Origin of the sequence: Streptomyces sp. NPDC007856 (genome assembly GCF_042868225.1) — a bacterium.
In the GTDB taxonomy this organism is placed as follows: Bacteria; Actinomycetota; Actinomycetes; order Streptomycetales; family Streptomycetaceae; genus Streptomyces.
Genome location: NZ_JBIAEC010000004.1, coordinates 504,550 through 529,093, shown reverse-complemented (window position 1 = coordinate 529,093; position 24,544 = coordinate 504,550). Strand labels below are relative to the sequence as shown.

At 70.7% G+C, this 24,544-nt stretch carries 20 protein-coding genes; 14 read left to right on the top strand and 6 right to left on the bottom strand.

Annotated features, from left to right (window positions below; all coding sequences use genetic code 11):
* The first annotated feature begins 425 nt into the window (after positions 1-425).
* From ACFYOH_RS13590 to ACFYOH_RS13570, 5 genes are all read left to right on the top strand, one after another.
* The gene (locus tag ACFYOH_RS13590) at positions 426-1,184 is read left to right on the top strand and encodes an NUDIX domain-containing protein (protein WP_388624936.1); all 759 of its coding nucleotides are present in this window, start codon (positions 426-428) and stop codon (positions 1,182-1,184) included.
* A 164-nt stretch (positions 1,185-1,348) separates the two neighbouring features.
* Positions 1,349-3,910: an ATP-binding cassette domain-containing protein gene (locus ACFYOH_RS13585; RefSeq protein ID WP_388624933.1), complete on the top strand. Its 2,562-nt coding sequence runs from the start codon at positions 1,349-1,351 to the stop codon at positions 3,908-3,910.
* 161 nt (positions 3,911-4,071) lie between these two features.
* A complete protein-coding gene (locus ACFYOH_RS13580; protein WP_388624931.1) occupies positions 4,072-4,959 on the top strand; it encodes a FadR/GntR family transcriptional regulator in 888 nt (295 codons plus the stop codon).
* A gap of 415 nt (positions 4,960-5,374) precedes the next feature.
* Positions 5,375-6,919, top strand: a complete 1,545-nt coding sequence (locus tag ACFYOH_RS13575) for an RNA polymerase sigma factor (RefSeq protein ID WP_388624929.1) — start codon at positions 5,375-5,377, stop codon at positions 6,917-6,919.
* Between the two features lie 120 nt (positions 6,920-7,039).
* Positions 7,040-7,879 (top strand): serine protease, encoded by an 840-nt coding sequence (locus ACFYOH_RS13570; RefSeq protein WP_388624926.1) that lies wholly within the window; start codon positions 7,040-7,042, stop codon positions 7,877-7,879.
* Positions 7,880-8,002: 123 nt separating this feature from the next.
* On the opposite strand, the gene ACFYOH_RS13565 is transcribed toward ACFYOH_RS13570, so the two are convergent.
* Positions 8,003-8,233 (bottom strand): hypothetical protein, encoded by a 231-nt coding sequence (locus ACFYOH_RS13565; protein ID WP_030735014.1) that lies wholly within the window; start codon positions 8,231-8,233, stop codon positions 8,003-8,005.
* 440 nt (positions 8,234-8,673) lie between these two features.
* On the opposite strand from ACFYOH_RS13565, the gene ACFYOH_RS13560 reads away from it, so the two are divergent.
* The 6 genes from ACFYOH_RS13560 (at position 8,674) to ACFYOH_RS13535 (ending at position 15,971) form a co-directional block, all read left to right on the top strand.
* Entirely contained in the window at positions 8,674-10,797 is a 2,124-nt protein-coding gene (locus ACFYOH_RS13560) for a type IIA DNA topoisomerase subunit B (protein ID WP_388624923.1), read from the top strand.
* 612 nt (positions 10,798-11,409) lie between these two features.
* Complete coding sequence (locus ACFYOH_RS13555) at positions 11,410-11,931, top strand: DUF1453 domain-containing protein (RefSeq protein WP_388624920.1); 522 nt, start codon at positions 11,410-11,412, stop codon at positions 11,929-11,931.
* Positions 11,928-13,079, top strand: a complete 1,152-nt coding sequence (locus tag ACFYOH_RS13550; protein WP_388624917.1) for a sensor histidine kinase — start codon at positions 11,928-11,930, stop codon at positions 13,077-13,079. Before ACFYOH_RS13555 ends, ACFYOH_RS13550 begins: the two co-directional genes overlap by 4 nt.
* Positions 13,076-13,765 (top strand): response regulator, encoded by a 690-nt coding sequence (locus ACFYOH_RS13545; RefSeq protein ID WP_388624914.1) that lies wholly within the window; start codon positions 13,076-13,078, stop codon positions 13,763-13,765. Before ACFYOH_RS13550 ends, ACFYOH_RS13545 begins: the two co-directional genes overlap by 4 nt.
* A 69-nt stretch (positions 13,766-13,834) precedes the next feature.
* Positions 13,835-14,389, top strand: a complete 555-nt coding sequence (locus tag ACFYOH_RS13540) for a DUF485 domain-containing protein (protein WP_388624912.1) — start codon at positions 13,835-13,837, stop codon at positions 14,387-14,389.
* On the top strand, positions 14,379-15,971 hold the full coding sequence (locus ACFYOH_RS13535) for a cation acetate symporter (RefSeq protein WP_388624911.1): 1,593 nt from the start codon (positions 14,379-14,381) through the stop codon (positions 15,969-15,971). The genes ACFYOH_RS13540 and ACFYOH_RS13535 overlap by 11 nt, the downstream gene beginning before the upstream one ends.
* A 27-nt stretch (positions 15,972-15,998) precedes the next feature.
* Here the strand turns inward: ACFYOH_RS13535 and ACFYOH_RS13530 are convergent, their stop codons facing one another.
* Positions 15,999-16,691 carry a response regulator gene (locus ACFYOH_RS13530; RefSeq protein ID WP_388624909.1) on the bottom strand — a complete coding sequence of 231 codons (693 nt, stop codon included), beginning with the start codon at positions 16,689-16,691 and terminating at the stop codon, positions 15,999-16,001.
* 158 nt (positions 16,692-16,849) lie between these two features.
* Between ACFYOH_RS13530 and ACFYOH_RS13525 the strand changes: the two genes are divergently transcribed.
* From ACFYOH_RS13525 to ACFYOH_RS13515, 3 genes are all read left to right on the top strand, one after another.
* Positions 16,850-17,665, top strand: a complete 816-nt coding sequence (locus ACFYOH_RS13525) for an ABC transporter ATP-binding protein (RefSeq protein ID WP_388624907.1) — start codon at positions 16,850-16,852, stop codon at positions 17,663-17,665.
* On the top strand, positions 17,655-18,533 hold the full coding sequence (locus ACFYOH_RS13520; RefSeq protein ID WP_388624904.1) for an ABC transporter permease: 879 nt from the start codon (positions 17,655-17,657) through the stop codon (positions 18,531-18,533). Before ACFYOH_RS13525 ends, ACFYOH_RS13520 begins: the two co-directional genes overlap by 11 nt.
* A 136-nt stretch (positions 18,534-18,669) precedes the next feature.
* The gene (locus ACFYOH_RS13515) at positions 18,670-19,728 is read left to right on the top strand and encodes an ABC transporter substrate-binding protein (RefSeq protein WP_388624902.1); all 1,059 of its coding nucleotides are present in this window, start codon (positions 18,670-18,672) and stop codon (positions 19,726-19,728) included.
* Between the two features lie 24 nt (positions 19,729-19,752).
* Here the strand turns inward: ACFYOH_RS13515 and ACFYOH_RS13510 are convergent, their stop codons facing one another.
* The 4 genes from ACFYOH_RS13510 to ACFYOH_RS13495 form a co-directional block, all read right to left on the bottom strand.
* Entirely contained in the window at positions 19,753-20,433 is a 681-nt protein-coding gene (locus ACFYOH_RS13510; protein WP_388624899.1) for a response regulator, read from the bottom strand.
* A complete protein-coding gene (locus ACFYOH_RS13505) occupies positions 20,430-22,109 on the bottom strand; it encodes an ATP-binding protein (protein ID WP_388624896.1) in 1,680 nt (559 codons plus the stop codon). Before ACFYOH_RS13505 ends, ACFYOH_RS13510 begins: the two co-directional genes overlap by 4 nt.
* A 102-nt stretch (positions 22,110-22,211) precedes the next feature.
* Entirely contained in the window at positions 22,212-23,153 is a 942-nt protein-coding gene (locus ACFYOH_RS13500; RefSeq protein WP_388624894.1) for a sucrase ferredoxin, read from the bottom strand.
* A gap of 54 nt (positions 23,154-23,207) precedes the next feature.
* Entirely contained in the window at positions 23,208-24,491 is a 1,284-nt protein-coding gene (locus tag ACFYOH_RS13495) for a citrate synthase (RefSeq protein WP_388624891.1), read from the bottom strand.
* Between the last annotated feature and the right edge of the window lie 53 nt (positions 24,492-24,544).

The window sequence follows — 24,544 nt, the reverse complement described above, 5'->3', positions numbered from 1 at the left end:
CGACATCTCGAAGCGTGGAGAACGGCCGTCTCCGCTGTCCCGTGAAGAACCGCAGGTCAGCAGGACGAGTGACCCGCGAGGTTAAACGCCAAGCTCGGAGGCTGCTCGGGAACCGATCTCGCGCGAGCCGGTGCAGCGGCCACGGCGGTGGCGCACTTCTCGGCGGCCTGGCCGACCGCGGCCACTCGGCCTGACCGGGCTCCGAGTCGCCGGCGCCCCGTTCGCCGTGCGCATCAGCCGGCTGGGGCTCGCCATGGTCGAGGAAGCGGCGGAAGGCCTGCAGCTGGGAGTGTGACCTCGTACGACACCACGGAAGCCAAGAACAGGAGCCGGTCCTGCACGCGATACCAGAACGAAGCGGAATCACCATCGATGCGGCCGGGGAAGGGAGTGTTTATCGTCAGGCAGACGACTATGATCGCGGCATGCCCTACGACCCGTCAGCCTTTCCGCCCTTCGCCGTCACCGTGGACCTGGTCGTGCTGACCGTGCGCCGCCATGCCCTGTGTGCGCTGGCGGTTCGCAGGGGCGAGCCCCCGTTCCAAGGGCGCTGGGCGCTGCCCGGAGGCTTCGTGCGGGCCGACGAGGACCTCTCACAGGCGGCGGCTCGTGAGCTCGCCGAGGAGACCGGGCTGTGTGCACACGACCCCTCGGCCCCGGCCCAGGGCAACGGGGCTCATCTCGAGCAGCTCGCCACCTACGGGGATCCCAAGCGGGACCCGCGCATGCGTGTGGTGAGCGTCGCGCACCTCGCGCTCGCGCCCGACCTGCCCGCCCCGCGTGCGGGAGGCGACGCCAGCAACGCGCGCTGGGCACCGGTCGAGGAACTGCTGCAGCAGGGCGGTTACGGCCGTGACGGCGAACCCGTGGCGCCGCTCGCCTTCGATCACGCCCAGATCCTCGCCGACGGCGTGGAACGGGCCCGGTCCAAGATCGAGTACTCGTCGCTGGCCACCGCGTTCTGCCCGAGCGAGTTCACCGTCGGCGAGTTGCGACGGGTGTACGAGGCGGTGTGGGGAGTGGCCCTCGACCCGCGCAACTTCCACCGCAAGGTCACCGGAACCCCCGGATTCCTCGTTCCCACCGGAGGAACGACCACGCGCCAGGGCGGCCGGCCGGCGCAGCTCTTCCGGGCGGGCGGCGCCACCCTGCTCAATCCGCCGATGCTGCGCCCCGAGGTCTGAGAAGCACAGGCGGTCGGCCGCGCGGACGATCAGGTGGGCCGACCGTGGAGGTGGGGCGCCGCATCCCTCGAACGGCGCATCTGAACCAGGTTGATCGGCAGCACGTGTGGTATTGGATCGGGTGATACCCGAAAAACAAGACATCGCGCGCTATCTTGCTGCAGATGATCCAGGCCTTCGGACTGACCAGCAATCCCCGCAAGGCGCACCCGCCCGCCGTCGACGACGTGTCCTTCGAAGCACAACCGGGGCATGTCACCGTGCTCCTCGGAGGCGCCGGCGCGGGCAAGACAACCGCGCTCAGGCTGATGCTCGAGCTTCAACAGGGGCGTGGCATCACCTACTTCAGAGGGCGGCCCCTGCACCGGATCGCCCACCCCTCGCGGGAGGTCGGCGTGCTCCTCGGGGACGTGCCGGGGCATCCGGCCCGTTCGGTCCGCGGGCATCTGCGCATGTTGTGTGCGGCTGCGGGAGTTCCCGCGCGACGGGCCGACGAAGTCCTCGAAGTGGTCGGCCTCGTCAGCCTCCGTGAGGAGCGCCTCGGCACGCTCTCGCGGGGGATGGACCGCGGACTCGGCCTGGCCTGCGCTCTGCTGCCCGATCCGCACACGCTCGTCCTGGACGAGCCCGCCCATGGTCTCTCCGCCCGTGAGGCACAGTGGCTGCACGGCATGCTGCGTGCCCACGCCGGCCAGGGTGGCACGGTGCTCTTCACCACGGCCGACCCCAAGGAGGCCGCGCGCACGGCCGACCGGGTCGTGACCCTCGACGGCGGCAGGCTCGTGGCTGACCAGGTGGCCGGCGAGTTCGCCCGCACCCGGCTGCGTCCGCGGGTGGCGGTCCGCAGTCCACACGCGGCTCGCCTCGCGGCCCTGCTCGCCAAGGAGGCCCGCACCGCTCGCCGGTCCGTGGAGGTCGTACGGGAAGGCGGCAATCGCCTCTCGGTGTACGGCTCCACGACCGCCGACGTCGGTGAGACGGCGTTCCGCCACGGCATCCCCGTGCACCAACTCGCTGACGAGATCCGCGACATGGGGCCGGGATCCGGTGCCGTGATCGGAGGCTCGTCCCAGGCGGCGACCGCTGAGGTGGTCAACGAGCCCCACACGGAGCTGGAACACGCCGGGCCCGGTTCACCGTCCGCGGGGCCCGAGCCGGCGGTGCGCGGCCTGCCGACGGTGGAGCCGGGTGCCTCGGGGATCGGTCTGGCCGCGTCCGCGTCCGGCCTCCCGGCGCCCGGCTCGGCGGCGGCTGAGTCCGCCGCGTCGGTGGTGGACGCGTCCGTGTCGGGGCAGGCCCCCGTGGCGTCCGGCCTCTTGTCGGGTGCGCCTGGCGCCGCGGCCTCGGGTTTCTCGGGGAGAGAACGGGCGGCCCTGCCGTTCGGATTCTCGGTGGGGGAGCGGGAGAACGCCCCAGCGCACACGCCGGTGCCGCAGCGGGCTGTGTCCAGCGCCTCCTCGGACGAGGAACCGCCGGAGGGCAAGCTGGCACAGGCCGCCGGCGGTGGGCAGCCGTCGCTCGGCGAGACGCCCAGTGCCCGGCCGGGGGCGGAGTACCTGGAGTCCCCCCAGCGCGAACCGGCCGAGGGCGCGTCGCCGGACGACGCGGCTCCGGGTACCGGCGGGACGGCATACGGCGATGTCGGTCCCTCTGATGACGACACGCTCGACGGAAGTGCCGGAGCGCTGCCCGCAGGGGTGCTCGCGGGAGCCGTCGGCGGTCGGACCGCCGACGCGGCGGCTGCCACGGAAGCCGGACGCGACGCTGCCTCCACGGCCCAGGAACCGCAGTCCGGCGGCCCGAGCGCTGTGGCAGCGAGCATCGCCGCCCTGCGTACCCGCCTCCCCGGCGCCAGGAAGCCCGGCACCCGTCAGCCGCAGACCACCCGTGCCGCCCACCCCGACGGCGTTCCCGATGCCCTTTTCCCCCTCCCACCCCCCATCTCCGTCCGCCCCGCCCCCAGCCCCCTGCGTCCTCTTAGCTACGAGATCCGGCGTGCCACCGGCATCGGCGTCGGCTTCGTCACCTGCGGTGCCGTACTGGCCGTGTCCGCGCTCATCGCCGTACTGCTGGCCAGGATCGGGCACACCCCCCAGGCGCGGCTGTTCGCCGCATGGCCGCGGGAGCTGCCGCTGCCGCCCGCGGCGTTCGCGGCGGGGTTGCTCGGTGCGCTGGCCTTCGGGGACGAGTTCCGCCACCCCGCCCTCGCGGCGGACCGCGGCACCGTGCCCCGCCGGCTGGGACTGCTCATCGCGAAACTGCTCGTCTCCGGAGCCACCGCCGCCATGCTCGCCTTCCTCACCGTGGGCTGCGACGCCGAAGCGCTCTACATCGTCTACGGGCGAGAGCTGACACAAGTTCCCGCGGACTGGCTCTCGCTGGGCGCGAGTTGGTTCTGTCTGGTCGTCGCCTGTGCCTGGGCCGGCGTACTGGCGGCCGGTGTGTTCCGGTCCACCACGGGCGGCCTGGCCACCGTACTCGCCGTACCCGTTGTCGTCGTCCCCGTCGTGCACCAGGCGATGCAGGGGCCCGCCCTGCGCATGGCCGCCGGGTTCCCGGTGCGGATGCGGGAGGTTCTCCTGCTGCAGTGGCCCTTCGGTGGCGAGCGCTACCTGCTCGGGATGGCCCGGGTGCTCGCCCAACCCGTGGGCAGCGCACTGGCGTTGTCGCTGTCGGTGCTGCTGTGCGCGTATCTGTTCACGACGCTGCGCACCCGGTTCCGGTGACATGTTGCGTCCACTTCCGATCCCGCCGTGTGCACAACTCCGCACGGCAAGCCCATTTCTTTCCGATAAGGCGTCAATTGCGACGGGGTGAGCGATCACCCTTTCGTGTGCTTTTCACCAAAGACCTCAAGGGAGTTGGAGACGGCGCCGACAAAGGATCCGTGAGTACCCTTGCGCACACCATGATGACCGCCGCCCGCTCCACCGACTCCGGTCTGGCCGGCCCGGGCGAACTCGACCGCTACCCCTACGCAGAGCCGCAGGTGGCCGACCGCGTCGCAGCGCCCTCCTGGGAGGGCGCGGACCCTGATCTGGGCCGCGTAGGCCGACGTGCCGCGGGCAGCCGCGGACGTGGACTGCACGGCCAACTCGTTCAGCAGCTGGGACAGATGATCGTGTCGGGCGACCTGGGCGCGGACCGACCGCTGGTGCCCGAGGAGATCGGCCAGCGCTTCGAGGTCTCCCGCACCGTCGTCCGCGAGTCCCTCCGCGTCCTCGAGGCCAAGGGCCTGGTCAGTGCCCGCCCGAACGTCGGCACGCGCGTGCGTCCCGTCAGCGACTGGAACCTGCTCGACCCGGACATCATCGAGTGGCGGGCCTTCGGGCCCCAGCGCGACGACCAGCGCCGCGAGCTGAGCGAGCTGCGGTGGACGATCGAGCCGCTCGCCGCCCGCCTCGCCGCCGGGCACGGGCGGGAGGAGGTGCAGCAGCGCCTCTGTGACATGGTCGAGATCATGAGCCATGCCATGGCGCAGGGCGACGCGCTGACGTACTCGCGCGCCGACAACGAGTTCCACGGGCTGCTCATCCAGATCGCCGGCAACCGCATGCTGGAGCACCTCTCCGGGATCGTCTCGGCGGCCCTCCAGGTCTCCGGCGGCCCGGTCACGGGGTGTGAACGGCCGAACGAGACGTCGCTCGCGCAGCACGCGCGGATCGTCGACGCGCTCGGCACCGGCGACGGCGCGGCCGCCGAGGCGGCCATGCGTCAACTGCTCACGGTCCATCCCGAGGTCGAGCGCGTGGTACCCGCCCCGCGCGAGCACTGACCCCCGCGGTCGTCGGTGTGCGGCGTGCTCGTGGCGGCGCCGGGCTCCTTGCCGGCCGCCGCTGGACCCCGCCGGACCCTGTGCGGTCCGGCGGGGTCCAGCGGTGCGGCGGGCCGCCGGGGGCATGTGCGCGACCTGGCAGGACGGCAATGGTGATCTCGTCTGCCCATGTCTGACTGCTTTTGACCGCTTACGGGGTGTGACTCGGGCCACGCAGATTGGGCGTAACGCTCGTGGGAACAGCGCGATGACCTAAGAGGTGACAGCCGCGGAGGGAATACGGACGCCAACACAGGCGCTGTGCATCTTCCCCGGCCCCCGCCCGCGCCGTCGGCCCATCCCCAGGCCGGTGGTCGGCTCCTGTCCGCAGTGGACGGTGCCGGAAGCCGTTTTCCAACGTTCCGAGAGGTTGTTCGTGTCGGCCAGCACATCCCGTACGCTCCCGCCGGAGATCGCCGAGTCCGTCTCTGTCATGGCGCTCATTGAGCGGGGAAAGGCTGAGGGGCAGATCGCCGGCGACGATGTGCGTCGGGCCTTCGAAGCTGACCAGATTCCGGCCACTCAGTGGAAGAACGTACTGCGCAGCCTCAACCAGATTCTTGAGGAAGAGGGTGTGACGCTGATGGTCAGTGCCGCAGAGCCCAAGCGCACCCGCAAGAGCGTCGCAGCGAAGAGCCCGGCGAAGCGCACCGCCACCAAGACGGTCGCGGCGAAGACGGTGACGACGACGAGGCAGGCCACCGCCACAACGGCCGCCCCCGCGGCGCCCGTCGCTCCTGCCGCAGCCGATTCCGCCGAGGAAGCCGCACCCGCCAAGAAGGCGGCCGCCAAGAAGACCGTCGCCAAGAAGGCGGCCGCCAAGAAGACCGTCGCCAAGAAGACGGCGGCCAAGAAGACCACGGCCAAGAAGGACGACGTCGAACTTCTTGAGGACGAGGTTCTCGAGGACACCAAGGTCGCCGACGAGCCCGAGGGCGCCGAGAACGCGGGCTTCGTCCTGTCCGACGAGGACGAGGACGACGCGCCCGCGCAGCAGGTCGCCGCGGCCGGCGCGACCGCCGACCCGGTCAAGGACTACCTGAAGCAGATCGGCAAGGTCCCCCTGCTCAACGCCGAGCAGGAGGTCGAGCTGGCCAAGCGCATCGAGGCGGGTCTGTTCGCCGAGGACAAGCTGGCCAACGCCGACAAGCTGGCGCCGAAGCTCAAGCGCGAGCTGGAGATCATCGCCGAGGACGGCCGCCGCGCCAAGAACCACCTCCTGGAGGCCAACCTCCGTCTGGTGGTCTCCCTGGCCAAGCGCTACACCGGCCGCGGCATGCTCTTCCTGGATCTCATCCAGGAGGGCAACCTCGGTCTGATCCGCGCGGTCGAGAAGTTCGACTACACCAAGGGCTACAAGTTCTCCACCTACGCCACCTGGTGGATCCGCCAGGCCATCACCCGCGCCATGGCCGACCAGGCGCGCACCATCCGTATCCCGGTGCACATGGTCGAGGTCATCAACAAGCTCGCGCGCGTGCAGCGCCAGATGCTCCAGGACCTGGGCCGCGAGCCCACCCCGGAGGAGCTGGCCAAGGAGCTCGACATGACCCCGGAGAAGGTCATCGAGGTCCAGAAGTACGGCCGCGAGCCCATCTCGCTGCACACCCCTCTGGGCGAGGACGGCGACAGCGAGTTCGGTGACCTCATCGAGGACTCCGAGGCCGTCGTCCCCGCCGACGCCGTCAGCTTCACGCTCCTGCAGGAGCAGCTGCACTCCGTTCTGGACACCCTGTCCGAGCGCGAGGCCGGCGTCGTCTCGATGCGGTTCGGTCTCACCGACGGTCAGCCGAAGACCCTCGACGAGATCGGCAAGGTGTACGGCGTGACGCGTGAGCGCATCCGCCAGATCGAGTCCAAGACCATGTCGAAGCTGCGCCACCCCTCGCGTTCCCAGGTGCTGCGCGACTACCTCGACTAGGTCAGGTCGTACGACGGCGAAGGCCCGGCTCCGCTCGCGGGAGCCGGGCCTTCGTGCTGCGCGCGACCGCGCGGTGGATCACTCTGGGTAGTCTGACACCACTGAGAGTGAGGAGTGTGTATGCGCTGTTCCGTTGCGCGGGCGCTGATCCGGCCGCTGGCCCTTGTGGCCGTCATGACCGCCACACCTCTGGTGAGCGCGCCTCCCGTGGCCGCCGACAGCGTGGTGGTCGGGGGCTTTCCGATAGACGTGTCCCAGGCCCCGTGGACGGTCGCGTTGTCCAGCCGTGACCGGTTCGGAGGTACGCGGGCGGGCCAGTTCTGCGGAGGTGTGGCCGTCGCCCGGACGGCGGTGCTCACCGCGGCCCACTGCCTGGCCGAGGAGGTCCTCGGGGCGCCCCCGAACCGCGTGCGCGACCTGCGGGTGATCACGGGTCGCACCGATCTGCTGTCGGACGAGGGGCAGGAGATCGCCGTGCGTGATGCCTGGGTCAATCCGGGGTACGACACCGGGACCCATGCCGGTGACTTCGCCGTGCTCACCCTCGCCGAGCCGCTGCCGCAGCGCGCGGTCATCGGCATGGCGGGTGCAGGTGATCCGGCCTACGCCCCGGGCACGCAGGCCACCGTGTCCGGGTGGGGGGACACGACCGGCGAAGGCACCTATGCGCACAGGCTGTACGCCGCACGCGTAGGCGTGCTGCCCGACGACCTCTGCGCCCGCGCCTATCCGGGCGGTCCCGACGGTGCGTACCGGGCCGGCACCATGCTCTGCGCCGGAGATGTTGCCGGGGGCCCGGACGCCTGCCAGGGAGACAGTGGTGGCCCACTGGTGGCGGGAGGGCGGCTGATCGGGCTCGTGTCATGGGGCAGCGGCTGCGGCAGGCCGGGCAGGCCTGGCGTGTACACGCGCGCATCCGACGTCATGAAAAGCCATGGAAGCGGCCTCGGGGCACCGTAGGAGGCCCCACGGAGGCTCCTGAGGCGCCCGCACAGGGACATGAGCACGGGCGGCCGCTCCCGGAGGGGAGCGGCCGCCCGTTCACCGGCCTGTGCCGGGGCTGGCTCGTCGTGTGTGCGAGATTCAGCGCTCTTCTTCGGAAGCGGTGTTCGGAACGGAGGTCAGCCGCTCCGTCTCGTCCTGTATCTCAGCGGCGATCTTCTTGAGTTCCGGCTCGAACTTGCGACCGTGGTGGGCGCAGAAGAGCAGTTCTCCGCCGCTGAGCAGGACGACGCGCAGGTATGCCTGGGCGCCGCAGCGGTCGCAGCGATCGGCGGCCGTCAACGGGCTCGCGGGGGTCAGAACAGTAGTCACGTCGCCTCTTCTCTAGCTCGACGAGCTGTCGTACCAGGGTCAACATCCAACCAGCCCGAAAACGTTCCCGCTCGTGGCTATTCCTCGAAAAAATCTTCCGGGGCGGCTGTCTGCTGCCGGTTGGCGGCGAATGTGCCGTAGTGCGTCTCTTGTGGTGCTTACGGTTTCGCGCAGTGTTGTGTCTCGGTCCTCCAGGCGGGGTTGCCTGTTGTTCATGAGGACGTGCCCGGAGCCTAAATGGTTCATGCCTCCAAGGGAACGTGATATGTACTTCACTCCATCGAGGGATCGAACATGCATACGAGTCTGGACTAGTCTGAGTTCTCGACGAGGGTGGCGTTACACCGGCTCTACCAGGCCTCGGTACCCTCTGAGCGGCGACCGAAGCCGTCCCCTTACCCAGTAGGGGGCAAACTGAAATTCAGCGAGGAGCGAACCGCGTGACCGCCGATACGTCCGTGCCGTCCACAGCGCTGCTGGCAGGAGCAGACCGGGACGGTTCCAACTACACCGCGCGGCACCTGCTCGTCCTCGAGGGCCTCGAGGCCGTACGCAAGCGCCCGGGCATGTACATCGGCTCGACCGACAGTCGTGGTCTGATGCACTGCCTGTGGGAGATCATCGACAACTCCGTGGACGAGGCCCTCGCGGGTGTCTGCGACCGCATCGAGGTGATCCTCCACGACGACGGTTCCGTGGAGGTGCGCGACAACGGTCGTGGCATCCCTGTGGACGTCGAGCCCAGGACCGGCCTGTCCGGCGTCGAGGTCGTCATGACCAAGCTGCACGCGGGCGGCAAGTTCGGCGGCGGCTCGTACGCCGCCTCCGGCGGTCTGCACGGCGTCGGCGCCTCCGTGGTGAACGCCCTCTCCGCCCGCCTCGACGTCGAGGTGGACCGCGGCGGCCACACGCACGCCATCAGCTTCCGGCGTGGCGTGCCGGGCGCCTTCGCGGCAGACGGCGCCGACGCGAAGTTCGAGGCCAAGAGCGGCCTGCGCAAGACCAAGAAGATCCCCAAGACCCGCACCGGCACGCGCGTGCGGTACTGGGCCGACCGCCAGATCTTCCTCAAGGACGCCAAGCTCTCCCTGGAGAACCTGCACCAGCGCGCCCGGCAGACCGCCTTCCTGGTGCCGGGTCTGACGATCATCGTGCGCGACGAATTCGGTCTGGGAGAGGGCGGCAGCAAGGGCGAGGAGTCCTTCCGCTTCGACGGCGGCATCAGCGAGTTCTGCGAGTACCTGGCGGGCGACAAGCCGGTCTGCGATGTCATCCGCTTCTCGGGCAAGGGCACCTTCAAGGAGACCGTCCCCGTCCTCGACGAGCACGGCCAGATGACCCCCACCGAGGTCACTCGTGAACTGGGTGTGGACATCGCGATGCGCTGGGGCACCGGGTACGACACCACCATCCGGTCCTTCGTCAACATCATCGCCACCCCCAAGGGCGGCACCCACGTCTCCGGCTTCGAGCAGTCCGTGACGGGCGTGTTCAACGACGTGCTGCGCGCCAAGAAGCTGCTGCGGGTGGCCGAGGACAACATCGTCAAGGACGACGCCCTGGAGGGCCTGACCGCCGTCGTGACCGTGCGCCTGGCCGAGCCGCAGTTCGAGGGTCAGACCAAGGAGGTCCTGGGTACCTCGGCGGCCCGCCGCATCGTGAACAACGTGGTCACCAAGGAGCTGAAGGCGTTCCTGACCAGCACGAAGCGGGACGCCGCCGCGCAGGCCCGGGTCGTCATGGAGAAGGTGGTGGCCGCCGCCCGTACGCGTGTCGCGGCCCGCCAGCACAAGGACGCCCAGCGCCGGAAGACCGCCCTGGAGTCCTCGTCCCTGCCGGCGAAGCTCGCCGACTGCCGCAGCGACGACGTCGACCGCAGCGAGCTGTTCATCGTCGAGGGCGACTCTGCGCTCGGTACGGCCAAGCTGGCGCGGAACTCCGAGTTCCAGGCCCTGCTGCCGATCCGCGGCAAGATCCTCAACGTGCAGCGGTCGTCGGTGACCGACATGCTCAAGAATGCCGAGTGCGGCGCGATCATCCAGGTCATAGGGGCGGGCTCGGGCCGGACCTTCGACATCGACCAGGCCCGCTACGGCAAGATCATCATGATGACCGACGCCGATGTGGACGGTTCCCACATCCGCTGCCTGCTGCTCACGCTGTTCCAGCGCTACATGCGGCCGATGGTCGAGGCCGGCCGGGTCTTCGCCGCGGTGCCGCCGCTGCACCGCATCGAGATCGTCCAGCCGAAGAAGGGCCAGGACAAGTACGTCTACACGTACTCCGACCGTGAGCTGCGTGACAAGCTCATGGAGTTCCAGAGCAAGGGCATCCGGTACAAGGACTCGATCCAGCGCTACAAGGGTCTGGGTGAGATGGACGCCGACCAGCTGGCCGAGACCACGATGGACCCGCGTCACCGCACGCTGCGCAGGATCAACCTGTCCGACCTGGAGGCCGCCGAGCAGGTCTTCGATCTGCTGATGGGCAACGACGTGGCGCCGCGCAAGGAGTTCATCTCCGGCTCGGCGGCGACACTGGACCGGTCGCGCATCGACGCGTAGCCGCTGCACCGGGCCTCGGCCGACGGGGCTTGCCCGAGGTGGGCTGACCTGGTCGGCCGGGGCGGCAGGGATCGGCCGGCGGGGGAGGGGAACGGTGGTCTGCCTCCGCGGCTGGGGCTTTCGCCGGTGGTCGCGTGGTCTTCCTTCGACGGTCGGGTGCGGTGGCCGGTGAGCCATGGCCTGGACACGGCAGACGGTGTCTTCGACCGCGACGACCGGCCGCTGGACGCCGGCCGCGCACCCGGCATCGTACCGGCGGCGTCGGCTGCGGTGCGGTCTGGGGCTCGCGGGCGTTCGGCGGCGCTTGTATCAGCCCCCCTCGTTCCCGTCCGAGTCGTCGTGAGCAGTGGGAGGTCCCGGCTCTTCTGGCGGTCAACCGGCATCGGAGGTGGTGCCGGATTCCCCGCTCACCCCGGCACCGGCACTCCCGGCCTTTGCACCGGCCCGGTCTGCGCACCCGCGGGATCTACACCCGTGGGTGGAGACGAGCCGCTCCAGGTTTCCACCCGTGATCCACCCCCGCTCCGATCTCCCGACCTGCGCTTTTCCGTAGCTTCGTAGGTGTCGGCAGCACCCGCTCCCGGCACCACCTTCTCGCTCACGGAGGCTTTGATGTCCGGGCTCGTCAACGCGCTGGTGATCGTGGCCGTCGCCGCCATAGTGATCGTGCGGCAGTTTCGCGCCCGCGCGACCAACACCGACCGGCGCTGGTGGCTGATCCCTGTGGTCCTTGCCGCCGTCGCGCTGCGCGAGCCCGGCATTCTCGACGCCCACCATCATGCGGAATCCGCCGCGCTGCTCGCGGTGGAGCTGATCATCGGTGTGGCCACCGGTGCCGGCTGGGCCTGGACGACCCGCGTCTGGAGGGAACCGGACGGCGTCGTGTGGACCAAGAGCACCAAGGCCGGCGTCGCGGTATGGATCGTGGGCATAGCCCTGCGCATCGGTATCTACGCCATCGGCGCCGTACTCGGCCTGCACCAGAACAGTTCCGCCCTGATGTGCGCTCTCGCCGTCACCCTGCTGGTTCGCGGCGGAATCCTCGTCTGGCGGGCGCAGGCCCTCGGCACCGCGGACCACCCTGCCCCGGCGTACGGTGACGGCACGCGGTCGGTATGGAGGGAGCGCGCGTGAAGGAAAACGCCTGGACGCGCTGGCCGTCACGAGAGGCCCTCGGCCGCGAGGGAACCACCCGGCCCCGGCGTCTGATCGCCTGGTCCGTCAGATGCCTGGTGATCGGCATGCTCCTGTGGGGCGCGTACAACCAGAGGCACGTCGGTCTCTGGGGCGCTCTCGGTGCGATGGCCGGGGTCCTTGTCGCCGCCCTCCTGGCCTGGGCTTTCTTCCGGACCACCTACCAGCACCGGTTGGTGCCCTCCTTGACGCTGATGGGCGCCCTCATGGGCATCGCGGTCGCGGCCGAGGCCACGGGATTCAGGGGGCCGGCCCTCGTGATCTGGTGCGGCTGTGGGATCGGCGCCCTGGAGCGGCTGCCGCTCGCGGCCGCGGCGCCGGTGACCTCGGTGGGCCTGGCAGCATATTCCGCTTTCAACAACGACGTCTGGCTGACCACGGCCACCTCGGTCGCGGGCATGGCCCTCGCTGGATACGTCCTTCGGCTGGACGCCGAAGCCCGCGGCCATGCGCAGCAACTGCTGGCCCAGGAGCGCGCAGCCCGGGCGGCCGAGGCGGAGTCCGCGGCGCTGGCCGAGCGAGCCCGCATCGCACGGGAGATCCACGACGTGCTGGCCCACAGCCTCTCGGCGCAACTGGTGCACCTGGAGGCGGCCCGGCTGCTGATCGAGAAGGGGGCGGACCGAGAACGCATCCTGGAGCGGGTGGTGGCTGCCCGGGGCATGGCCCGCGACGGACTCGCCGAGACCCGGCAGGCCCTGTCCGCGCTGCGGGGCGATCTGACCCCGCTGGAGGACTTCCTGAGCGAACTCGTCAGCGGGGCCGATGGCGCCGAGGTCACCGTGACGGGTGAGCGCAGACCCCTGCCGGCCGAGGCCTCCCAGGCCGTGCGCAGAGTCGCCCAGGAGGCGCTGACGAACGTCCGCAAGCACGCACAGGGCGCCAAGGTGCACCTGCGACTCGACTACAGCGAGCACGAAGTGAGGCTGGACGTACGGGACACGGGCGGGCGGCCGGGCGAACTCACGGGGTCCGGAGCCGGGTACGGTCTGCTGGGGATGCGCGAGCGGGCCGAGCTGCTGGGCGGCTCACTGGACGCGCGGCCGCAGGAGGAGGGGTTCGTGGTGACGCTGAAGGTGCCTGTATGACGGAGACGGAGGGGGAGAAGAGTCCCGCACGGGTCGTGGTCGCCGACGACCAGACCGTGGTCCGGGAGGGCATCGTGATGCTGCTCGGGCTGCTGCCCGGAGTGGAGGTCGTGGGTGCCGCGGGAGACGGCGAGGAGGCGGTGCGGCTGGTCGGGGAACTGGCCCCGGACGTCGTCCTGATGGATCTCAGGATGCCCCGCTGCGACGGTGTCGAGGCCACCCGGCGGATCCGGGCGCAGTACCCCGGGACCCAGGTCGTGGTGCTCACCACGTACGCGGACGAGGAGTCGCTGTTCCCGGCACTGCGCGCCGGCGCGCGGGGTTATCTGACCAAGGACGCGGGCGGTGACGAGATCGTGCGTGCAGTGGAGAGCGTGCTCTCGGGGGACGCGGGTCTGTCGCCGAGTGTCCAGCGCCGGTTGCTGGAGCGGCTGTCGCAGCCCGAGCCCAGCCCGCCGGCGACCGTCCAGGCGCCGCCCGACGGACTGACCGCGCGGGAGACAGAGGTACTGCTGCTGATCGCCGAAGGGCTCAGCAATCAGGAGATCGCCCGCAAGCTGCATGTGTCGACCGCGACTGTGAAGACACACATCAACAATCTCTTCGCCAAGACGGGCCTCAAGGACCGGGCGCAGGCGGTGCGTTACGCCTACAGCAAGGGGCTGGTGAGACCGCCCGCACAGTGAATCACCTGATGGGGTGAAGAGCCCGAGGAAGAAGAGTCAGGGATCTTCCCGATCTGTCCATCCTTGGGCATGCAGTCAAGCAACGGTCGTGCCCATGGAGCCGGGGACGGTCCCGAGAGTTCGGCCGAGAACCGGCAAGACCACGGCGCGCCCTCCCGCGACGAGGCGTACGAAGACCCTTGGTACGACGCACTGGCCTCCGGCTGGGGCGAACTGGACGGTACCGGCGTGCCGACGCCGGCGGTGCCACCCGCACGCGGGGAGCGGAGCGGAGCGGCGGTGCGCGCACGTGATGCGTACGTCGAGGTGCAGCGCAGCGCTGACTTCCAGGAGGTGCGCACCAGGTACCGGCGGTTCGTCGTGCCGGGAGTCGCCGCCTTCCTCGCCTGGTACGTGGGCTATGTGGTCACCGCCACGACCGCGCCGGGGCTCATGGCCCGCCCCGTGGCGGGCGCGGTGAACGTGGCCATGCTGGCCGGGCTCGGACAGTTCCTCACCACGTTCCTGCTCACCTGGGCCTACGCACGGCACGCGCGGCTCCGTCGGGACCGGGCGGCGCTGGAGCTGCGCTGGGACACCCAGGAACTGACCCGCGAAGTGCGGGAGGTGCCTCGTGACCGGTGAGCATCAGACGCTGGCGCTGCTGCTGTTCAGCGTTTTTGTGGCCGTCACTCTCGGGATCACGACGTGGGTGAGCCGTCGGCGGCGTGGTTCGGCGGAGGAGTTCTATGCCGGAGGGCGGCTGTTCTCTCCCATGGAGAATGGTTTTGCCATCGCGGGTGACTATGTGTCGGCCGCCTCCTTCCTGGGGGTCACCGGGCTCATCGCGCTGTACGGGTACGACGGGATGCTGTACGTCGTGGGCTTCCTGGTGGCCTGGTTGGTCGTGCTGTTCCTGGTGGCTGAACTGGTACGCAACTGCGGGCGGTTCACCCTGGCCGACGTGGTGGCCGCGCGGATGAGCGAGCGGCCGGTGCGGATCGCCGCGGGAACTTCCTCGGTCACGGTGTCCGTTCTGTATCTGGTGGCGCAAATGGTCGGGGCGGGCAGTCTGGTGGCGCTGCTGCTGGGGCGGACGAGCGGGGCCGAGCAGGCCTGGGCGGTCATCGGGGTCGGCGCGCTCATGGTGATCTATGTGTCGTTGGGAGGGATGCGGGCCACCACCTGGATCCAGATCGTCAAGGCGGTGCTGCTGCTGAGCGGCACCATCGCGCTGAGCGTCCTCGTTCTGCTCCGCTTCCACGGCGATGTCGACCGCCTGCTGCTCACGGCCGCGGACCGCAGCGGTCATGGAAGGGCGTTCCTGGCCCCGGGTCTGAAGTACGGCGGGACCTGGACCGCTCGCCTCGATTTCATCAGCCTGGGACTCGCCCTCGTGCTGGGCACGGGCGGACTGCCGCACATCCTGTCTCGCTTCTACACCGTGGCCACCGCGCGTGCCGCCCGCCGTTCCGCGGTGTGGTCCATCGGGCTGATCGGCGGCTTCTATCTGATGACGATCGTCCTCGGCTTCGGGGCGGCTGCGGTGGTGGGCACGGATGCGGTGCGCGGCTCGAACGCGGCCGGGAACACCGCGGTGCCGCTGCTCGCCCTCGACCTGGGCGGTGGCGCGGGCTCCACCGGTGGCACGGTCCTGTTCGCGGTCGTCGCCGCAGTCGCCTTCGCGACGATCCTCGCCGTGGTCGCCGGCATCACCCTCGCCTCGTCGGCGTCGGTGGCGCACGACCTGTACGCGTCGCTGCGGCGCTCGCGAGGCAAGGCGCGCAGCGAAGTGGCGGTGGCGCGCTGGGCGGCGGTCGGCATCGGTGTCGTGGCGATCGCACTCGGTCTGCTGGCCCGTGACCTCAATGTCGCCTTCCTCGTCGGCCTCGCCTTCGCCGTCGCCGCTTCGGCGAACCTCCCGGTGCTGCTGTACTCGCTGTTCTGGCGCGGCTTCACCACCCGCGGCGCGGTATGGGCCGTGTACGGCGGGCTGATCCCGGCGCTCGGACTGGTGCTGCTCTCCCCGGTGGTGTCCGGCAGCCCCACCTCGCTATTCCCGGGGGTCGACTTCCAGTACTTCCCGCTGCAGAACCCGGGCATCGTCTCCATCCCGCTCGGCTTCCTCGCCGGCTGGCTCGGCACGGTCACCTCCGCGGAGGTCGCGGACGAGGCCAAGTACGCCGAGACGGAGGTCCGGTCGCTGACCGGCGCCGGCGCCGTGTAGCCGGTCACCGGCGCCGCGCACGGATCGCTACGGCGCCACCCAGGCGTACCGGTGCTCCGGCCGGCCGGTGTCGCCGTACTTCAGGGAGAGCCGGAGCCGGCCGGCCTGTTCCAGGTGACGGAGATAGCGCTGGGCGGTGGAGCGGCTCAGGCCGGTCCTGGCGGCCACCTCGTGGGCGGACAGCGGCTGGTCGGCGCGGTGCAGGACGCTGCAGATCAGGTCGGTCGTGGGCGCCGAGTGGCCACTCGGCACGCCGGGCGTGGAGGGGGCGGGAGACGTCCGCAGCGCCCCGAAGATCCGGTCGACCTGCTCCTGTCCGGTCAGGCCGCGGCCGCCCACCCGGTCCACCGTGCGACGCAGCGCCGCGTAGGAGTCCAGGCGGGTGCGCAGGGCGGCGAAGGTGAAGGGTTTGACCAGGTAGTGCAGGGCGCCCAGGCGCATCGCCTGCTGCACGGTCGCCACATCGCTGGCCGCGGTGATCATGATGACGTCCGTGCCGTGGCCCTGCTCCCGCATGAGGTGCACGAGATCGAGACCCGTCTGGTCCGGCAGATAGTGGTCGAGCAGGACCAGGTCGATGGTGCCGCGTTCTACGGCGGCCAGGGCCTGGGCAGCGCTGTGCGCGCGGGCGGTCACCCGGAAGCCGGGAACCTTCCCCACGTACTTGGCGTTTATCTCAGCGACGCGGAAGTCGTCGTCCACGACCAGGACGTCAATCATCAGGCCTCTCCTTCAAGGCCGACGAGCGTTAAGCCCGTGTTTCGGCTCCGCAGTTGTAGCGCGAGCAAAAAGAGCACAACAGGCTCTTGCGAACAAAAGAACGGCTTGCGCTCACAAGACTCCTGCTGTGGCCGGGGCCACACCTACCGTCCCGGGCCATGAGCGCACACACCAGCCCCGCCATCGAGCTGCGGGGCGCGAGCAAGACCTTCAGAACCCCGTCAGGGGGACTGCACACAGCCGTGCGCGGTCTGGACCTCACCGTCGAGCGCGGTGAGTTCGTGGCCGTCGTCGGCCCGACCGGCTGCGGCAAGTCCACCACGCTGACGCTGGTCAGCGGCCTGGAGGAGCCCAGCGAGGGCGAGGTGCTGGTGGCCGGCGAAGCCGTCGACGGCGTCGGCGACAAGGTCGGCTTCGTCTTCCAGCAGGACGCCACCTTCCCCTGGCGCACGGTCCTGTCCAACGTTATGGCCGGCCCCCGCTTCCGGGGCGTACCGAAGGCCGAGGCCAAGGAGAAGGCCCGGGAGTGGCTGGCCCGCGTCGGCCTCGCCGCCTTCGAGGACCGTTACCCGCACCAGCTCTCCGGCGGTCAGCGCAAGCGCGTGGCGCTCGCCGCCACGTTCGTCAACGACCCCGAGATCCTGCTGATGGACGAGCCCTTCTCGGCGCTGGACGTGCAGACCCGGGCCCTGATGTCGGACGAGCTGCTGGAGCTGTGGGAGGGCACGGGCGCCTCCGTCGTCTTCGTCACCCACGATCTGGAGGAATCCATCGCGCTCGCCGACAAGGTCGTCGTGATGACCGCCGGACCCGCGACCGTGAAGCAGGTCTTCGAGATCGACCTTCCCCGGCCGCGCAAGGTGGAGTCGGTGCGCCTGGAGCCGCGGTTCATCGAGATCTACCGCGAGATCTGGGAGTCCCTCGGCGAAGAGGTCCGCATCACCCGTGAGAGGGGTGCCGCCCATGTCGCCTGAGGTCATGCCCGAGGCCCAGGTCGCGCCGGCCACGACCGAGCCCGCCGACAAGACGAACCGCGCACAGACCCGCGCCCAGGCCGCCCGTCGTCGCAAGGCTCTCGTCGCCGTTGTGCGCTTGCTGCTGCTGGTGGCCGTCCTCGGCCTGTGGGAGGGACTGTCCCGGGCGAAGGTCATCGATCCGTTCAACTTCTCGATGCCGTCGAAGATCTGGGACCAGATCTGGACCTGGGTGACCCACGGAACCGCGCTCGGCTCGCTGGGCGAACAGATCTGGTACACGCTCTACGAGGCACTGCTCGGCTGGGTCATCGGTGTGGTCGCCGGTGTGCTCCTCGGTATTGCGCTCGGGCGGATCGGCTTGCTCGCCGAGGTCCTTGGTCCATACATCAAGGTGCTCAACTCGATCCCCAGGATCGTCCTGGCACCGATCTTCCTGATCTGGTTCGGGCTCGGGCCGTCCTCCAAGGTCGCCTCCGCCGTCGTGCTGGTGTTCTTCCCGGTGTTCTTCAACGCCTTCCAGGGCGCCCGGGAGGTGGACCGCAACCTGGTGGCCAACGCCCGCATCCTGGGCGCCGGCGACCGCCGCGTGACGCTCCAGGTGGTCATCCCGTCGGCCACCTCCTGGATCTTCACCAGCCTCCACGTCAGCTTCGGCTTCGCCCTCATCGGGGCCATCGTCGGCGAGTACATCGGCGCGACCAAGGGCATCGGCCTGCTCGTCGCGCAGTCGCAGAACACCTTCAACGCAGCCGGCGTCTACGCCGCGATGGTCATCCTCGCCGTCGTCGCCCTCGCCGCCGAGGGGCTGCTGACCTTCGCCGAGCGCCGCATTTTCCGCTGGAAGCCCTCCGGTTCCGACAGCTGACCGGCTCCTTTCACCAATCCATCTCCGGCCCCAGCCTGGCGCCCCCCGGGGACCCATGGCCCCCGCCCCCGGGCCCCTCCCCGGACCAGTCCCCCACGCCTTCCCCGTACCGCCCTCTCACAAGGACGTGAACCGCATGCGCAACACCGCCAGATACGCCTCCCTGGCCGCAGCCGGCCTGCTGGCGCTCTCCTCGCTCACCGCCTGTGCCAACGACGCGGCCAGCTCCACGGCCGACACCGGCAGCGATGGGGGCGGCGGCAAGGGCGAGACCGTCAAGATCATGGTCGGCGGCCTGGACAAGGTCATCTATCTGCCCGCGATGCTCACCCAGCGCCTCGGCTACTTCCAGGCAGAGGGTTTGAATGTCCAACTCCTCAGCGAACCCGCCGGTGTCCAGGCCGAGACCGCGCTCGTCTCCGGCCAGGTGCAGGGGGCGGTCGGCTTCTACGACCACACCCTCGACCTCCAGACCAAGGGCAAGTCGGTGGAGTCGGTCGTCCAGTTCTCGCACGCGCCCGGCGAGGTCGAGGTGGTCTCGAACAAGGCGGCCGGCGACCTCACGTCGCCCAACGACTTCAAGGGCCGGAAGCTGGGCGTGACCGGGCTCGGTTCCTCCACCGACTTCCTCACCAAGTACCTCGCGGTCAAGAACGGCGTGCAGGTCAACGAGTTCACCCCCGTCGCCGTAGGCGCCGGACCCACGTTCATCGCGGCCCTCCAGAAGGGGGCGATCGACGGCGGCATGACCACCGACCCGACCGTCGCGACGATCCTGGACAAGAAGGCGGGCAAGGTCCTCATCGACATGCGCACCCCCGAGGGCTCGCAGACGGCGCTGGGCGGGCCGTACCCGTCGTCAAGTCTGTACATGCAGACCGACTGGGTGAACGGACACAAGGACACCGTCCAGAAGTTGGTCAACGCATTCGTCAAGACGCTCAAGTGGATGTCCACCCACAGCGCCGACGAGATCGCCGCCAAGATGCCCGCCGACTACTCCCAGGGCAACAAGACGCTCTACGCCCAGGCCATCAAGAGCACCCTGCCGATGTTCACCGACGACGGCGTGATGCCCCAGGGCGGCCCGGAGACGGTTGAGAAGGTCCTCAAGTCGTTCAACCCGAACATCAAGAACGCAAAGGTCGACTTGAGCAAGACGTACACCACCGAGTTCGTCAACGCCGCCAAGTAGACGCGGTCAAGTACAGACGTCCGCTCAGCCGCGGGTCGCCCACACGTAACGGTGTTCCGGGCGGCCCGCGTCGCCGTACTTCAGGGTCAGCCGCGCCCGTCCGGTGCGCTCCAGCAGCTTCAGATACCGCTGGGCCGTCTGCCGGCTCACCCCGGTCCGCTCGGCGATCTCCTGGGCGGACAGCGGACCCTCGGCGTTCATCAGCTCCTGGCGCACCAGTTCTGCCGTCGTCGGGGAGTGCCCCTTGGGCAGTTTGGGCGCCGGCCTCGCGGACAGCGCGCCGAAGATGCGGTCCACGTCCGCCTGTTCGGCCTCGCCGCCGCCGTCCAGTGTGCGCCGCAACTGGGCGTATGCCTCCAGTTTGGCGCGCAGACCCGCGAAGGCGAACGGTTTCACCAGGTACTGCAGCGCCCCCTGACGCATCGCGGCCTGGACGGTCGACACGCCCCGCGCCGCCGTCACCATGATCACGTCAGCCTGGTGGCCGCGCCGGCGCATCTCGCGGACGACCGCGAGGCCGGTGTCGTCGGGCAGGTAGTGGTCCATGAGGACCAGGTCCAGCCGCGGCAGCCTCTCCACCTGCCGCAGCGCCTCGGCGGCGCTGTGCGCCTCGCCGGCCACGTGGAATCCCGGCACCTTCGCCACGTACGCGGCGTTGACCCGGGCGACGCGGGTGTCGTCGTCCACGACCAGGACCTCGATCATCGGGCCTCCTCCTCCGTGACGGCAGCGGGCCCCAGGGACTTCTCGGGCACCGCGGGCTCCAACTCCGGCTCGGTCAGCGCCTCCGGCAGGACCACGGTGAACTCCGCGCCGCCACCGGCCGCCTCGCCCGCCGTCGCGCTTCCGCCCTGTCGTTGGGCGAGCCGGCGCACCAGCGAGAGCCCGAGGCCCCGTTTGCCGTGCGCGGGCGGCTCCTTGGTGGACCAGCCCTCGGTGAATATCAACTCGCGCTGATCCGCCGGGACCCCGGGGCCCGTGTCGCGCACCCTGAGGACGACCGTACGGCCCTCGGTGCGCAACTCGACCTCCACGCGCGCGTGCAGCGTGCCGGCGACCGCGTCAAGGGCGTTGTCCACCAGGTTGCCCACGACCGTGACCAGACCGCGCGGATCGATCAGCCGGTCGGGCAGCCGGGTGTGCTCGGACACCCACAGCGCGACGCCCCGCTCGGCCGCCACGGTCGCCTTGCCGACCAGCAGCGCCGCCAGCAGGGGATCCTGGATCTTCTCGGTGACCTGCTCGGCGGTGGCCCGGTGGTCGCCGACCACCTCGCCGACGAACTCCACGGCGTCGTCGTACATCTCCAGCTCCAGCAGTCCGAGCATGGTGTGCATGCGGTTGGCGTGCTCGTGGTCCTGGGCGCGCAGGGCGTCGATCAGCCCGCGCGTGGAGTCGAGTTCGCGCCCCAGCTGTTCCAGTTCGGTGCGGTCGCGCAGGGTGGCCACGGCGCCGCCGTCGTCGGTGGGCATACGGTTGGCGACCAGCACGCGCTGGCCGCGCACGGTGAGCAGATCGGTGCCGGTCACCCGGCCGGCCAGGACGTCCGTCGTACGGCCCGCGCCGAGCGCCTCGTCCGGGGTCCGTCCGACGGCCTCGTCGCCGATGCCGAGCAGCCGCCGCGCCTCGTCGTTGAGCAGGCGGACACGGCCGCCGCGGTCGAGGGCGACCACGCCCTCACGGATGCCGTGCAGCATCGCCTCGCGCTCCGCGAGCAGCGCCGAGATGTCGGAGAAGGCCAGGTCCCGGGTCTGCCGCTGGACCCGCCGGGAGATCAGCCAGGCGGCCAGCGCGCCCACCGCGAGAGCGCCCCCGGCGTACGCGAACAGGCCCGGGATCGCGCTGATCAGCCGCGCCCGCACGCTGTCGTAGGCGATACCGACCGAGACCGCCCCGATGATCCGGTGGTGGGTGTCGTACAGCGGCACCTTGCCGCGGGCCGAGCGGCCCAGGGTGCCGTTGTCGATCTCCATGACCTCATGACCGGCCAGAGCCGGCCTGGGGTTGGTGGAGACATGCCCGCCGATCTCCGCGAGGGTGGTGTGCGACCAGCGCATGCCCCGCCGGTCCATCACCACGATGTACTGCGCGTGCGTGGCCCGTCGGATCCGCTCGGCCTCCTTCTGCACCGGACCGTTCGCGGTCGGTGAGGTGGTCAGCACGCCCTCCGCGATCTGCGGGTCCTGGGCCGTCGTCTGCGCGATGGCCAGCGCGCGGTGCTCCGCCTCCTGGTCCAGCTGCCTGCTCAGCGGTGCCAGGAACAGTCCGGTCGCGAGCACCGCGACGCCCCCGGCGATCGCCACCTGCATCAGCAGCACCTGCGAGAACACCCGCCGCGGCAGACCCACGCGCAGACGGCGTGCGGGGGGAGTGGGACTCATGCCCATGACGGTACGTGGGGTGACCGGACGCGCCCCAGGGGATGTGGTGGGGATCTCTTGACCAGTTCTTGAAACAGGCGGTCGCTGTGGGAGGGCGGTCGCTCAGCCCGCCGGCGCCGTAGGCCTGAGCTCGCGTACGGCGACGACGTCCATCCGCGCCGGCGTGCCGAGCACCGCCGCTCCGCAGCTCTCCGGGCGCGGCGGCAGCGACGCCCCCTGCGCCACGGTCACCCGCCAGCGGCGGCCGTCGGCGTGTCCGACGGTGACCTCCCAGCGCGGGGCCGCACCGTCGGTCCGTACGACGCTCAGCAGCCCCGCCCGGTACTCGCCCGCCACCGACCGGACGGCCAGCTCGGCCGCCTGACCGGGCCGTTCCCAGGCGGAGCAGCCGCGGCACCCCTCGACCACCACGCGCCCCTCCTGCGCGCCGTGCAGCGCCTCCTTGATGGTGTGCGCCTCGGCGCGGCCGTAGGCGTAGCCGTACGGCAGGACGAGCACGGTCGGCGAGAAGCGATGGCCACCCAGGTGGGTGACCTCCCAGACGCCGCGCACCCCCGAGGCGCACAGTTCGGCGGCGAGGGGACGGCCCAGGAGAGCACAGCAGCGGTCGCGCTTGCCGTTGGTGCACACGAGCGCGAGCGGCTCGCCGCCGTACGGCCTTCCGCCCAGCGCGGCGCCGAAGGAACGGTGGTCGCCCGCTCCGAGGGCGGCGAAGTCGAGGCCGAGCAGTCGGCGCGGATCGCGGGTCGTGGCGCTGTGCAGCCAGACGCGGCCCGGCACGGTGTGGGTGGCGTACACCTGCCGGACGGCGCGCGTGCCGGGGTCGGCATGGCGCCCGGGGCGCCGGATGAGCGCGACGCGTACGCCGGTTCCCTCGGCGGCCGCCTCCAGCGCCCGCCCGACGGCGGGGTCCAGGTGGCTCGAAGTGAGCGCCTTGGCACCCCACGGGCCGGGCTGTTCCAGGAGCAGCCACGTCGTCGCCGTGGCCGCCGTACCGGAAACGGGCTCGTCGAGGCTCCGGGAGACGGTCGCACAACTACTCACAGAGGTGAGCCTAACCTGACTCTCCCTGGGGCGACTTCCGGCCGGGGTCGTGTCCTACTCCGGGCGGCTTTCGGGGCCGAGCGGTGCGGGCAGCGGCTGCGGAGGGCGCGGACCGACGTACTGGCCCACCGGGCGCATGCGCAGCGGGCGCTCGCCGTACTCCTCCAGGGCGTGGGCGATCCAGCCCGCGGTCCGCGCGACGGCGAAGATGGTCTCGCCGGCCGTGGCGGGCATGCCGCTGGACGCCGTGAACACCGCCAGGGCCAGGTCGACGTTGGCGTGCAGCGGGGTGCGCCGGGCGGTGGTGGCGACGATGTCCCGGGCGGCGAGCAGGGCGGACTCCGCGCGCGGGACCCGCTCCAGGAGGCCGAACAGCACGCTCGCCCGCGGGTCCTCGCCGGTGTACAGCCGGTGGCCGAGCCCCGGGACCCGGCGGCCCGCGCGCAACTCGTCGGCGATCACCGGGACCGCTGTGCCCTGGTCGAGCACGTCGAGCAGCATGCGGTGGGCGTTGCCGCTCGCGGCGCCGTGCAGCGGGCCCTCCAGGACGCCGAGCCCGGCCGAGACGGCCGCGTAGGCGTGCGCGCGGGCCGAGGCGGCGACCCGGACCGCGAGCGTGGAGGCGGCCAGATCGTGGTCGGCGAGCAGGGCGAGCGCGGTGTCCAGGACGCGCAGGGACGCCTCGTCGGCGGGGTGGCCGGTGAGCCGGCCCCAGAGCCGGTGGGCGAGCGGGCCCTCGTCCTTGTGGTCGCGCCGGACCGGCGGCAGCGCGTCGACGAGCGTGGGGATCAGGATCCGCGCGGTGTTCAGCACGGTGTCTTCGGACAGGTCGAAGCGCAGCGGGTCCTCGGCCGCCGCGGCGACGGCCGCCACGCGCAGCCGGTCGGTGGGGGAGGCGTGTTCGGACAGCGCGTTCACCGCGCGGCGCGCCACCTCGACGGTCGGGGCGGGTGCGGAGAAGGTCACGCCCGGGGTGAGCCGGCCCGTCCACAGCCACTCCGCGACCTCCTCGTAGGAGTGACGGAGTGCCAGCTCTACGGCGTCCACGCCCCGGAAGTAGTACCGGTCCTGCTCGATCAGCGTGACGCGGGTCCGGACGGACAGGTCCCCGCCGGAGCCGGGGGTTCCCGCCGCCTCCCGGCGGTGGCGCCGGGCGAGGGCCTCGACCTCCTTCGCCTCGAAGGTGCTGGCACGTCCGCCGGGCTCGCGCCTGCTGCTGAGCAGACCGCGGCTGACGTACGCGTACACCGTCTCCGGCTTCACGCCGAGCAGTTCGGCGGTCTCCTTGGTGGTCAGCCTGCGCCCGGGACGGCCGGGAGCGGGTTCGTGATCGCGCATGGGGGTCACCGTAGCCGCCTCTGCACATGTTGATCGGAATGTATTGATGCAAT